This window comes from Pseudomonas sp. FSL W7-0098, assembly GCF_005930585.1.
Classification (GTDB): Bacteria; Pseudomonadota; Gammaproteobacteria; order Pseudomonadales; family Pseudomonadaceae; genus Aquipseudomonas; species Aquipseudomonas bubulae.
On record NZ_RXHW01000011.1, the window covers coordinates 44,466 to 57,525 of the forward strand.

The window sequence follows — 13,060 nt, forward strand, 5'->3', positions numbered from 1 at the left end:
CCTAATTACTCGAACCAATGGGCTCGGGCGGCCATGATCAACTTGCCGGCACGATCATCGTCAATGCCGTCGATGTCGAGCAGGTCGTCAATAGACTGCTCGGCCAGGTCTTCGCGGGTAATTACGCCGCGCACCGCCAGTTCCATCGCCAAATCCTTGTCCATACCCTCAAGCGAGAGCAGGTCTTCGGCCGGATGGGCGTCTGCCAGCTTTTCCTCAGTAGCGATGGCTTTAGTCAACAGTCGATCCTTGGCGCGAGCGCGAAGCTCGTTGACGGTATCTTCGTCAAAGCCATCGATGTTGAGCATTTCTTCCACCGGTACGTAGGCAATCTCTTCCAGGCTAGTAAAGCCTTCATCAACCAGTACCTGCGCCAGGTCTTCATCAACTTCCAGCTCTTCGATGAAGTTGCGCAGGATATCGCCGGTTTCTGCTTGCTGCTTGGCCTGGATGTCCGATTCGGTCATCACGTTCAGGGTCCAGCCGGTCAACTGGCTGGCCAGACGTACGTTCTGACCGCCGCGACCAATCGCCTGGGCCAGATTGTCTGCGCCAACGGCGATGTCCATTGCATGGGCATCTTCGTCGACGATAATAGCCGCCACTTCTGCTGGCGACATTGCGTTGATCACGAACTGCGCCGGGTTGTCATCCCAAAGGACGATATCCACTCGCTCTCCGCCCAATTCGCCGGACACTGCCTGGACACGCGAACCGCGCATACCAATGCAGGCACCTTGCGGATCAATGCGTTTGTCTTTCGAGCGAACGGCTATTTTAGCGCGTGATCCAGGATCGCGGGAGGCCGCCATCACTTCGATCAGGCCTTCGGAGATTTCTGGCACTTCAATGCGGAACAACTCGATCAGCATCTCTGGCGCTGTACGCGACAGGATCAGCTGAGGACCGCGGTTTTCAGTGCGGATTTCCTTGAGCAATGCGCGAAGGCGTACGCCAACACGGAAAGTCTCACGCGAAATGATGTCTTCACGGGCCAGCAACGCTTCAGCGTTGTTACCCAGGTCAACGATCACATTGTCGCGGGTCACCTTTTTAACGGTGCCGGAAATGATTTCGCCCAGACGCTCACGATAGGCATCGACTACTTGAGCACGCTCGGCTTCGCGAACTTTTTGCACGATGACCTGTTTGGCCGTCTGTGCAGCAATTCGACCGAATTCGATAGAATCGATTTTCTCTTCGATAATATCGCCGGCTTTCGCGCCTGGCTGTTTCGCCTGGGCCTGGTCTACAGCCAACTCGTATGCTGGATCATCCAGATCTTCGTCTTCGACCACAGTCCAGCGACGGAAAGTCTCATAGTTACCGGTGTGGCGATTGATTTCCACACGCAGTTCGACTTCGTCTTCAAAACGCTTTTTAGTAGCGGTGGCCAGAGCCAGCTCCAGCGCTTCAAAAATAACGTTTGCCGGTACGCCCTTTTCATTGGACACCGACTCAACAACCAGCAGTACTTCTTTGCTCATCGTACGCCTCGCCTTTCGCAAGCCATTGGATCCGCGGGATCCGCGTCTCAGTCAAAACTGGGAATAATGTTGGCCTTGTCGATCATATCGATCGGCAACAGGAACTCATGGTCTTCAACCTGCACCACGATGTCCTGCTCTTCTACGCCGCGCAGAAGGCCCTGAAAGTTGCGTCGCCCTTCAAAAGGCGAGCGCAGCTTGATCTTCACTTGCTCACCGACAAATTGGGCAAACTGTTCAAGGGTGAACAGCGGGCGTTCCATGCCAGGAGAAGAAACTTCAAGGGTGTATTCAACAGCGATAGGATCTTCGACATCCAGAACGCCGCTGATCTGACGACTCACGATAGCGCAGTCATCCACCAGTACGCCGCCTTCCTTGTCGATATACACACGCAACATTGAATGGCGGCCTTGAGCCGAAAATTCAATACCCCAGCATTCATAGCCAAGGGCCACGACCACCGGGGCCAACAAGTCCTGCAACTGTTCTAGCTTGCTCGACACCTGAACCCCCTAGTGCATGTTTGTGCATGCTGTGCAAAATGAAAAAATGGGCGAAGCGCCCATCTCTGAAACGTCGTTGAATACCGACGCTATAAAGTGTCCAGCTAACAAAAAGCCCCTGAAAAGGGGCTCCGCTGAAACTGGTTGCGGGAGCCGGATTTGAACCGACGACCTTCGGGTTATGAGCCCGACGAGCTACCAGACTGCTCCATCCCGCGACAAAGCTGGAGCGGAAGTATACGGTTGATCCCGTGACGGGTCAATCCAACCTTCCACATACAAGAAAGCCCGCTACTGCGGGCATTCTTGATAATTGGTACCGAGAAGGGGACTCGAACCCCTACACCCTATGGGCACAACCACCTCAAGGTTGCGTGTCTACCAATTCCACCACCTCGGCAATACAACGTTTACATCATGAAACCCGTTTTACTTTTGCTCTTGAGCTGGAGGTACGTCAGTCGCAGGAGTTGCCGACTTTTGCTCTTGAAGCACCGGAACATCATCTGAAGCCGGCTTTTGCACTGGAACTTCCAACACCGCTGGATTTGGCAAACCTACTTGAGTCAGCTGTTCAGCCTTCTCTTTAGCAAAGTAACCTAACCCCAAGCTGGTTATGAAAAAACCTGCGGCAAGTATAGCAGTAAACTTACTAAGAAAGGTAGAGGAACCTTGGCTTCCGAACACAGTATTTGATGCACCTGCGCCGAAAGATGCTCCAGCATCCGCTCCCTTGCCCTGTTGCAGCAAAACCAGGGCAATTACACCCAATGCTGTCAACAGATGAAACACAGTTACGACGTTATCCAGCATTTTCAGTTTCCTGCGGCACGAATGATCGCACCGAACTCATCTGCATTCAGGGAAGCCCCGCCAATGAGTCCCCCATCGATATCCGGCATGCTGAACAGTTCGACCGCATTGGCCGCCTTCACGCTGCCGCCGTATAGAAGCCGCACACCTTGTGCCACTTCAGAATTCTTTTGCGCCAGCTGTGCGCGAATGGCCGCATGCACATCTTGCGCTTGCTGTGGTGATGCGGTCAGCCCGGTGCCAATGGCCCAGACCGGCTCGTATGCAATCACGGCATTTACAAAAGCATCAATACCAAACTCGTCAATCACGGCATTCAGCTGACGCTCTACCACTTCCAGCGTTTGCCCCGCTTCGCGCTGCTCCAGGGTTTCCCCTATGCACAACACTGGCGTCAAGCCTGAGGCTTGGGCCGCTGCAAACTTGCGATTGAGTGTCTCGTCCTGCTCACCCAGTATCAGGCGGCGTTCGGAGTGCCCCACAAGCACCAGCTTGCAACCTGCGTCGGCCAACTGACTAGAGGAAATCTCGCCAGTCAGCGCGCCCTGCCCCGACTCCACTGCAGCATCCTGAGCACCGACCGAAATCGCTGCGCCTTGCAAGCCATTGATAACACGATCAATAAATAGCTGAGGCGGAAAAACTGCAACATCAACATCGTTTGGCAGGACCAGACCACGCAGACCGTCGATCAGCTCAGCGACGCTGGCGCGGGTACCGTGCATCTTCCAGTTACCAGCTACCATAGTGCGACGCATGCTTTACCTCGTCGGTCAAAGTGGGCGCAGATGTTACCCAACCAAATCAAAGCTGGCAAGCCGAATCAGACACAAACTTCACTTACCAGTTTTGCCAGCTCTTCGGCGTAGCCGCGAACCATGTTTTCGTCATCGCCTTCGACCATCACGCGCACCAAAGGCTCTGTTCCGGACTTGCGCAACAACACACGACCACGGCCATTCATGGCAGCCGTCACTCGCGCGCACGCCTCCTTCACCGCCGGGTGCTCGACAGGGTCGACGCCACCGGCAAAACGAACATTCAGTAACACTTGCGGGCACTTGCGCAGCGCCTGACGCGACTGGGCCAGGCTTTCATCGCGACGACGCAAGGACAACAACACCTGCAGCGCAGCAATGATCGCATCGCCAGTGGTGGTGTGGTGGAAGCACACGATATGCCCGGAGTTCTCGCCACCCACCAGCCAGTTACGCTCTTGCAGGGCCGCGATAACGTAACGGTCGCCCACATTGGCGCGTACGAACTCGATACCCAGGTCAGCCAATGCCAGCTCAAGGCCAAGGTTGCTCATCAGCGTACCGACAACGCCACCCTGCAATTTGCCACGCTCGTGCAGGTCACGGGCAATGATAAACAACAGCTCATCGCCATCGACCACGGCACCGGTATGGTCAACCATCAACACGCGATCGCCGTCGCCATCAAAAGCAATACCCAGGTCCGCACCTTCAGCCACCACGGCAGCCTGCAACTGACCCATATGGGTCGAACCGCAGTTTTCGTTGATGTTCAGGCCATCAGGCTGCGCCGACAGAACAACGACTTGAGCACCCAGCTCCTTGAAAACACTTGGCGCAACCTTGTAGGTAGCACCGTGGGCGCAATCGAGAACAATCTTCATACCGCTGAATTTGGTGCTGCTTGGCACGCTGCTTTTACAGAATTCGATATAACGGCCCGGCGCATCATTGATCCGCGAGACCTTGCCGAGCTTGTCGGAATCGACAACGGTCATCGGCGCATCCAGCAACTCTTCGATCATCAGTTCAACGTCGTCAGGCAGCTTGGTGCCCTCGCCGGAAAAGAACTTGATGCCATTATCGTCGTGGGGATTGTGCGAAGCGCTGATCACGATGCCCGCTTCCGCATGGAAGGTACGTGTCAGGTAGGCAATGGCCGGTGTCGGCATAGGCCCCAGCAACATCACATCAGCCCCGGCAGCCGACAAGCCCGCTTCAAGAGCCGACTCAAACATGTAACCCGAGATGCGGGTGTCCTTGCCTACCAGGATCCGGCAAGCGCCCTTGCTGCGAAACGCCATGCCCGCTGCCCAACCCAACTTGAGCATAAAGTCAGGGGTAATCGGATAAACGCCGACCCGACCACGAATACCGTCGGTGCCAAAATACTTCTTTGTCATAAGTGCTCCATCATTCTTAGTCGGCGGAATCTACCGCTGCGATCATCCGTACCACATCAACTGTTTCGGCAACATCATGGACGCGCAGAATGCGCGCACCCTTGGTCATCGCCAATGCTGCAAGCGCCAGGCTGCCATAGAGACGCCCTGCAACTGGCCGGTTCAGTGTCTGCCCGACCATGCTTTTACGTGACACGCCCACCAGCAAAGGCCGACCCAGCGCATGCAAGGCCTCCATATGCTTGAACAGGCTCAAATTGTGCTGCAATGTCTTGGCAAAACCAAAGCCCGGATCGAGCACGATGCGTTCGGCCCCAATGCCAGCAGCAGCGCAACGCGCCATGCTGTCAGCGAGAAACGTCGACACCTCGCCCACCAGGTCTTCGTAATGCGGGTTGTCCTGCATGTCTCCAGGCTCACCGAGCATATGCATCAGGCATACCGGCAAGCCTGTCGCCGCAGCGGCCTGCAAGGCCCCTTCACGGCGCAGCGAGCGCACATCATTGATCAACCCTGCTCCCAGGCGCGCAACCTCGGTCATGACGATTGGCGCGGATGTATCGACCGAAATAATCACATCCAGTTCCCGGGCAATTCGCTCGACAACAGGAGCAACCCGGTCGAGCTCTTCCTGCGGCAATACCACAGGAGCTCCGGGGCGCGTTGACTCACCGCCAACATCAATCAGGGTTGCACCCGCCTGCACCATCGCCTCTGCATGGCGCAGAGCCGCATCCAGGGCAGCAAAGCGGCCGCCATCGGAAAAGGAATCAGGGGTGACATTGAGGATGCCCATAACATGCGTATGGGCCAAATCAAGAACCCGGTTGCCGCAAGGCAACCGGGTTGAGGACTGAACAGAAGTCATTTCAAGCCTTATTGATCAGCAGCAGGGCCGCCGATAGGTGTTTCCGGGCGCTCGGTTTTATCCAGCGTAGGGGCAGTCGGGGTACCCGAGTTGCCATCTTCCCAGTCACGCGGCTCACGTGGCGGACGACCCGCCATGATGTCGTCGATCTGATCGGCATCGATCGTTTCGTACTTCATCAACGCGTCAGCCATTGCATCCAGCTTGTCGCGATTTTCGGTCAGGATCTGCTTGGCCGTGTTGTAGCACTGATCAATGATGCTGCGCACTTCCGAGTCGATCAGCTTGGCTGTCTCGCCCGACACGTTTGCAGACTGACCACCGCCACGACCCAGATAGGACTCTTCGTCTTCGGCATACATCAGCGGGCCGAGCTTCTCGGACAAGCCCCACTTGGTCACCATGTTGCGGGCAATCTGGCTGGCTCGCATGATGTCGTTGGAAGCGCCGGTGGTCACACCGTCAAAGCCCAAGGTCATCTCTTCAGCGATACGGCCGCCATACAGCGAGCAGATCTGGCTGATCAGCGCACGCTTGGACAAGCTGTAGCGATCTTCTTCCGGCAGGAACATGGTCACGCCCAGGGCGCGGCCACGAGGAATGATCGACACCTTGTAGACCGGATCATGCTCAGGCACTACGCGACCAACGATAGCGTGACCCGCTTCGTGATAGGCCGTGTTGCGCTTTTCTTTATCGGACATGACCATCGATTTGCGCTCGGCGCCCATCATGATCTTGTCCTTGGCCAGCTCGAACTCTTTCATTTCAACAACACGCTTGCCGGTACGCGCCGCGAACAGGGAAGCTTCGTTGACCAGGTTGGCCAGGTCGGCACCCGAGAAGCCCGGGGTACCACGTGCAATAACAGCCGGCTGGACGTCGTCGCCCATTGGCACTTTACGCATGTGTACTTTGAGAATCTGCTCGCGACCACGGATGTCCGGCAAGCCAACCACCACCTGACGGTCAAAGCGACCTGGACGCAGCAGCGCAGGGTCAAGCACGTCAGGACGGTTGGTGGCGGCAATCACGATGATGCCGTCATTCATCTCAAAGCCGTCCATCTCAACCAGCAACTGGTTAAGGGTCTGCTCGCGCTCGTCATGACCGCCGCCCATACCGTTACCACGGTGACGGCCGACAGCGTCGATCTCATCGATAAAGATGATGCAAGGCGCGTGCTTCTTGGCCTGCTCAAACATGTCACGAACACGGCTTGCACCAACGCCCACGAACATTTCAACAAAGTCGGAACCGGAAATAGTGAAGAACGGTACCTTGGCCTCACCCGCAATCGCCTTGGCGATCAGGGTTTTACCCGTACCTGGCGGACCCACCATCAGTACGCCGCGAGGGATACGCCCGCCCAGACGCTGGAACTTGCCCGGATCGCGCAGGAACTCAACCAGCTCGCCCACTTCTTCCTTGGCTTCATCGCAACCTGCCACGTCAGCCAGGGTCGTCTTGACCTGGTCTTCCGACAGCAGCCGCGCCTTGCTCTTGCCAAAGCTCATCGGGCCGCCTTTACCGCCGGCACCGCCCTGCATCTGGCGCATCATGAACATGAAGACCGCAATAATCACCAGGATCGGGAAGCTCGCAACCAGCAACTGGGTCCAGATGCTTTGTTGCTCAGGCAATTTGCCTTCAACGGTGACGTGGTTATCCACCAGGTCGCCGATCAAACCGTTGTCCTGAATCGCCGGACGGATGGTTTTGAAGGTATCGCCATCGCTGCGTTTGCCGGTAATCACGTAGCCATCCACGGCAACGCGCTCGACCTTGCCATCCTTAACTTGCTGGATGAAGTCGGAATAGTTGAGGGTTTGTGGCTCGTTTGGACTGGAGAAGTTGTTCATCACTGTCACCAGGACAGCGGCGATGATCAACCACAGGATCAGATTCTTTGCCATATCGTTCAATTAGCTACCCTCTGAAGCACAAGCCCCGCTACTGAAGCGTGCTTCGCATGATATTCACCGGCATAACTTACTACATTGCCTACAACCCTTGCAGGCTCCGTCTGTAACCCTTTGTGAAACTTTGCCTACACAATATTCGTTATGCCAGATCTGTAAAGCGATTCAAAAAAATCTATCGCCCTTGTTACAGACGTTCATCACTGGCCGAACCTTCAACACCGCGGAAGCCGCGCCCCAGCAAATACTGCTCGCGGGACCTGTCTCGCGACGAGGACGGCTTGCGCATCTGTACCTTGTCAAACAGCTTGCGAATGTCCTTGTGGTACTGATCGAAGCCTTCCCCCTGGAAAACCTTAATCAGAAAATCACCACCTGGACGCAGGACGCGACCGGCAAGATCCAGTGCCAATTCGCACAGAAACATCGCCCGCGGCATGTCGACAGCTGCCAATCCACTCATATTGGGGGCCATATCTGAAATCACAAGGTCTACTTGTGTATTTCCGACGGCCTCGAGGATCTGAGCAAGCACGGCGTCCTCGGTAAAGTCGCCCTTGATGAAGGTCACATCAGGGATGCTGTCCATGTCCAGGATGTCGGAAGCAATCAAACGCCCCTGACCACCGATCAGACGACTGGTCACCTGCGACCAGCCACCCGGGGCTGCACCCAGGTCGATAACGGTCATACCGGGACGAATCAGCTTGTCGCGCTCCTGGATCTCCAGCAATTTGTAGCTGGCACGGGAGCGATACCCGTCTTTTTGCGCCATTTTGACGTACGGGTCGTTGAAATGTTCTTTCAGCCAGTTAAGGCTAGTCTTGGAACGGGCCACGGGCCACCTCAAAAATTTTAAACGGGTCGTGATTAACTGGGCGGTCTGGGACTCGCTCGGGTAAACTGGCCGCCGCTTTTTACAAGATCAGACACAGGGGTCAGATTATGCCGCTCACTCAAGAGCAGAAGAAACAGTACAAATCCATTGGCCACCATCTGAAACCAGTTTTGACTGTGGCTGACAATGGTTTGACTGAAGGTGTTTTAGCCGAACTCGAACGCGCATTGGGCGATCACGAGCTGATTAAAATCAAAGTCAACATTCTGGATCGCGAATCCCGCCTGGAGGCCATTGCAGAACTGTGCAAGGCCGGCAAAGCGGAACTGGTACAGGTTATCGGCAAAATGGCGCTTCTGTACCGCAAGAACGTCAATGTAAACAAGCAACTGTCGAACATCCACCGTTTCAAGTGATGTAGACAAGGGTCAAGGGTGCGCCTGGCGCGCCCTGAAACTCTTCCAGGGCCAAAGCCCGAGAGTCATGCAAGCACTGCCCGCGCAACGCATCAGGCAGCCAGAGACGCCCAACGCACTACTTCCCCAATTGCTCCATGCCACTTCAACAGCTTCGCTGCCAACCGCATTGCGGCCAGCACCGGCAAACAATTCTGTGTGCAACAACCACAGGCCGCCAACCCGGAACACCCGGGCCGACCGCCAAAAAAGTGCGCCCGCACACGGCGGGCGCTCTTCTTAGATGTGACTTACTTTGACAATTTCGTACTCAATGACGCCGCCCGGTGTTTTCACCGCCACCACATCACCCTCTTCCTTGGCAATCAAGGCACGGGCAAGTGGCGAACCAACGGAGATCTTTCCGAGCTTGAAGTCAGCCTCATCTTCACCAACGATCTGGTAGGTCACGCTTTCGTCAGTTTCAACGTTGGCGATCTCGACCGTGGTACCGAAAATCACTTTACCGGTGTGAGGAATAGTCGTTACATCGATGATCACCGCGTTCTGCATGCGGCCTTCGATGTCACGGATACGCGCCTCAACCATACCCTGCTGCTCACGGGCAGCATGGTATTCAGCGTTTTCTTTAAGGTCGCCCAGCTCACGCGCCGTGCCGATATCCTGGCTCAGCTTGGGACGAACAACCTTGGTCAGATGTGCGTGTTCTTCTTCCAGGGCTTTGGCGCCCTGGACCGTCATTGGGTACTTGATCATGCCTTTAATCCTGCGTGTAGATCCTGCAAGCGACGTACGGTTTTTTCAGGACCGAATTTAAGCGCTTCACAGATCGCTTCGCCAGCAGCAATAGTCGTGGTGCAGTAGATCTTGTGCTGCAGCGCGTTGCGGCGAATGGAATAGGAGTCAGCAATCGACTGACGTCCTTCGGTAGTGTTGATGATCAAGGTTACTTCGTCGTTCTTGATCATGTCGACAACGTGCGGACGACCTTCGGTCACCTTGTTCACACGACGTACTTTCAAGCCTGCTGCTTCGATGAACTTGGCAGTGCCAACGGTCGAAACGATTTCAAAGCCCAGGTTGATCAGGTCGCGGGCAACGCCGGCCACCAGCGGCTTGTCGTCGTCGCGCACGCTGATGAAAGCAGTACCGCCAGTCGGCAGCACTTCGCTTGCACCCATCTGGGCCTTGGCAAACGCTTCGCCGAAGGTATCGCCCACGCCCATCACTTCACCGGTGGACTTCATCTCAGGGCCGAGAATCGGGTCAACACCCGGGAATTTGGCGAACGGGAAGACCGCCTCTTTCACGCTGTAGAAGTTAGGAATGATTTCTTTGGTGAAACCGATTTCCTTAAGGGTTTTACCGGCCATTACGCGAGCTGCGATCATCGCCAGGGAAACACCGATGCACTTGGAGACGAAAGGAACGGTACGCGATGCACGCGGGTTCACTTCGATCACGTAGATATCTTCGCCTTGCAGAGCCAATTGCACGTTCATCAGGCCGACAACGCCCAACTCCAGAGCCATTTTCTTGACCTGCTCGCGCATCTCGTCCTGGATGTGCAGCGGCAGCGAGTACGGCGGCAGCGAGCAAGCGGAGTCACCGGAGTGAACGCCAGCCTGTTCGATGTGCTGCATGATTGCGCCGATCACTACATCAGTACCGTCGCAGACAGCATCCACGTCCATTTCGATGGCGCAGTTGAGGAAGTGGTCCAGCAGCACGGGGCTGTCGTTGGACACTTTCACTGCGTCACGCAGGTAGCGCTTGAGCTCGTCTTCTTCGTAAACGATTTCCATCGCACGGCCGCCCAACACGTAGGAAGGACGAACAACCAGCGGGTAACCGATCTTGCCAGCGGCACGAATGGCTTCGTCTTCGCTGCGCACAGTAGCGTTAGGCGGCTGACGCAGGTTGAGGCGCTCAACCATCTGCTGGAAGCGCTCACGGTCTTCTGCACGGTCGATCGCGTCAGGGCTGGTACCGATGATCGGCACGCCGGCTTCTTCCAGGGCACGCGCCAGTTTCAGCGGGGTTTGGCCGCCGTACTGGACGATCACGCCTTTTGGCTTCTCGACACGCACGATTTCCAGCACGTCTTCCAGGGTTACGGATTCGAAGTACAGACGATCCGAAGTGTCGTAGTCGGTGGAAACGGTTTCCGGGTTGCAGTTGACCATGATGGTCTCGTAACCGTCGGCACGCAGCGCCAGAGCGGCGTGAACGCAGCAATAGTCAAACTCGATACCCTGGCCGATACGGTTCGGGCCACCGCCCAGAATCATGATCTTGTCACGATCCGAAGGGTTGGCCTCGCACTCTTCCTCGTAGGTGGAGTACATGTAGGCGGTGTCGGTAGCGAACTCGGCTGCGCAGGTGTCAACGCGCTTGTAGACCGGGAACACTTCCAGCTTGTGGCGGTGGCGACGCAGGTTCTTCTCGGTCACACCCAGCAGAACGGCCAGACGCGCGTCGGAGAAGCCCTTGCGCTTGAAGCGGTACATGGCGTCGCGATCGATCGACGACAGGGCCATGGTCTTGATTTTTTCTTCGTCCTTGATCAGATCTTCGATCTGTACCAGGAACCAAGGGTCAATCATGTTCATGCCGAAGATATCTTCAACGGTCATGCCGGCGCGGAACGCGTCAGCCACGTACCAGATACGCTCGGCGCCCGGCACGGTCAGCTCGCGCTTGAGCACGGCCATGCTTTCCGGGTTGCTCAGGTCCAGCTTTGGATCAAGACCGCTGACACCTACTTCCAGACCGCGAAGGGCCTTTTGCAGGGATTCCTGGAAAGTCCGGCCGATGGCCATGACTTCGCCCACAGATTTCATCTGTGTGGTCAAACGGGCGTCAGCCTTGGCGAACTTCTCGAAAGCGAAGCGCGGCAGCTTGGTCACAACGTAGTCGATGGACGGCTCGAAGGACGCAGGCGTAGCGCCGCCGGTGATTTCGTTTTGCAGCTCATCCAGGGTGTAACCGATCGCCAATTTGGCAGCGATACGAGCGATCGGGAAGCCGGTGGCTTTCGATGCCAGCGCCGACGAACGCGATACACGCGGGTTCATTTCGATCACGACCATACGGCCGGTGTCCGGGCAGATACCGAACTGAACGTTGGAACCGCCGGTTTCAACGCCGATCTCACGCAGTACCGCCAACGAGGCGTTACGCATGATCTGGTATTCCTTGTCCGTCAGGGTCTGTGCCGGAGCAACGGTGATCGAGTCACCGGTGTGCACGCCCATCGGGTCGAAGTTTTCGATCGAGCAAACGATGATGCAGTTGTCTTTTTTGTCGCGGACAACCTCCATCTCGTACTCTTTCCAGCCGATCAGGGATTCGTCGATCAGCAGCTCTTTGGTTGGCGACAGGTCCAGACCACGGGTGCAGATCTCTTCGAACTCTTCACGGTTGTAAGCAATACCGCCACCGGTGCCGCCCATGGTGAAGGACGGACGAATGATGCACGGGAAGCCCAGTCGCTCGAGGACCGCATTGGCCTCTTCCATGGTGTGGGCGATACCGGAGCGCGGGCAATCCAGGCCGATGGACTTCATGGCCTTGTCGAAACGCGAACGGTCTTCAGCTTTGTCGATGGTGTCAGCGTTGGCGCCGATCATTTCTACGCCGAACTTCTCGAGCACGCCTTCGCGCTCCAGGTCCAACGCGCAGTTCAGAGCTGTCTGGCCGCCCATGGTTGGCAGCAGTGCATCCGGACGCTCTTTTTCGATGATCTTGGCAACGGTCTGCCACTTGATCGGCTCGATGTACGTGGCGTCAGCCATGTCCGGGTCGGTCATGATAGTGGCAGGGTTGGAGTTCACCAGGATGACGCGGTAACCCTCCTCGCGCAGGGCTTTGCAGGCCTGGGCGCCGGAGTAGTCGAATTCACACGCCTGGCCGATAACAATCGGGCCAGCGCCGAGAATCAGGATGCTTTTTATGTCTGTACGTTTTGGCATGGGTTTGTCACTCAAATCCGCAGGTCAGTCGGCAAGCTGTCAATCAGGTTCCTGAAGCCCCCTGGGGGCCACCGA

Annotated in this window: 11 protein-coding genes and 2 tRNA genes; 1 reads left to right on the forward strand and 12 read right to left on the reverse strand. The window is 56.3% G+C overall.

The features are described 5' to 3' along the window. Positions 1-5: 5 nt before the first annotated feature. The 10 genes from nusA to rlmE form a co-directional block, all read right to left on the reverse strand. The gene (nusA, locus tag FHL07_RS19305) at positions 6-1,487 is read right to left on the reverse strand and encodes a transcription termination factor NusA (RefSeq protein ID WP_016783437.1); all 1,482 of its coding nucleotides are present in this window, start codon (positions 1,485-1,487) and stop codon (positions 6-8) included. 47 nt (positions 1,488-1,534) lie between these two features. After that, a complete protein-coding gene (rimP, locus tag FHL07_RS19310; RefSeq protein ID WP_016783438.1) occupies positions 1,535-1,993 on the reverse strand; it encodes a ribosome maturation factor RimP in 459 nt (152 codons plus the stop codon). Between the two features lie 141 nt (positions 1,994-2,134). Then, a tRNA-Met gene (locus FHL07_RS19315) sits at positions 2,135-2,211 on the reverse strand. A 96-nt stretch (positions 2,212-2,307) separates the two neighbouring features. Then, positions 2,308-2,393, reverse strand: a tRNA-Leu gene (locus FHL07_RS19320). A gap of 29 nt (positions 2,394-2,422) precedes the next feature. Further along, a complete protein-coding gene (gene secG, locus FHL07_RS19325) occupies positions 2,423-2,806 on the reverse strand; it encodes a preprotein translocase subunit SecG (protein WP_003439612.1) in 384 nt (127 codons plus the stop codon). Positions 2,807-2,808: 2 nt separating this feature from the next. After that, positions 2,809-3,564 (reverse strand): triose-phosphate isomerase, encoded by a 756-nt coding sequence (tpiA, locus tag FHL07_RS19330; RefSeq protein ID WP_095002552.1) that lies wholly within the window; start codon positions 3,562-3,564, stop codon positions 2,809-2,811. A 65-nt stretch (positions 3,565-3,629) separates the two neighbouring features. Then, complete coding sequence (gene glmM / locus FHL07_RS19335; protein WP_095002551.1) at positions 3,630-4,967, reverse strand: phosphoglucosamine mutase; 1,338 nt, start codon at positions 4,965-4,967, stop codon at positions 3,630-3,632. A 16-nt stretch (positions 4,968-4,983) separates the two neighbouring features. Beyond that, positions 4,984-5,835: a dihydropteroate synthase gene (folP, locus tag FHL07_RS19340; protein WP_095002550.1), complete on the reverse strand. Its 852-nt coding sequence runs from the start codon at positions 5,833-5,835 to the stop codon at positions 4,984-4,986. A gap of 8 nt (positions 5,836-5,843) precedes the next feature. Further along, a complete protein-coding gene (ftsH, locus tag FHL07_RS19345; protein ID WP_016783442.1) occupies positions 5,844-7,751 on the reverse strand; it encodes an ATP-dependent zinc metalloprotease FtsH in 1,908 nt (635 codons plus the stop codon). 193 nt (positions 7,752-7,944) lie between these two features. Beyond that, on the reverse strand, positions 7,945-8,595 hold the full coding sequence (gene rlmE / locus FHL07_RS19350) for a 23S rRNA (uridine(2552)-2'-O)-methyltransferase RlmE (RefSeq protein ID WP_016783443.1): 651 nt from the start codon (positions 8,593-8,595) through the stop codon (positions 7,945-7,947). Positions 8,596-8,702: 107 nt separating this feature from the next. Here rlmE and yhbY point away from each other — a divergent pair, with 107 nt between their 5' ends. Next, the gene (gene yhbY, locus FHL07_RS19355; protein WP_003439595.1) at positions 8,703-9,011 is read left to right on the forward strand and encodes a ribosome assembly RNA-binding protein YhbY; all 309 of its coding nucleotides are present in this window, start codon (positions 8,703-8,705) and stop codon (positions 9,009-9,011) included. Between the two features lie 279 nt (positions 9,012-9,290). Here yhbY and greA read toward each other — a convergent pair whose 3' ends face one another. Beyond that, positions 9,291-9,767, reverse strand: coding sequence for a transcription elongation factor GreA (greA, locus tag FHL07_RS19360; RefSeq protein WP_016783444.1), 477 nt, complete (start codon positions 9,765-9,767; stop codon positions 9,291-9,293). After that, on the reverse strand, positions 9,764-12,985 hold the full coding sequence (carB, locus tag FHL07_RS19365) for a carbamoyl-phosphate synthase large subunit (RefSeq protein ID WP_095002549.1): 3,222 nt from the start codon (positions 12,983-12,985) through the stop codon (positions 9,764-9,766). Before carB ends, greA begins: the two co-directional genes overlap by 4 nt. Positions 12,986-13,060 lie beyond the last annotated feature (75 nt).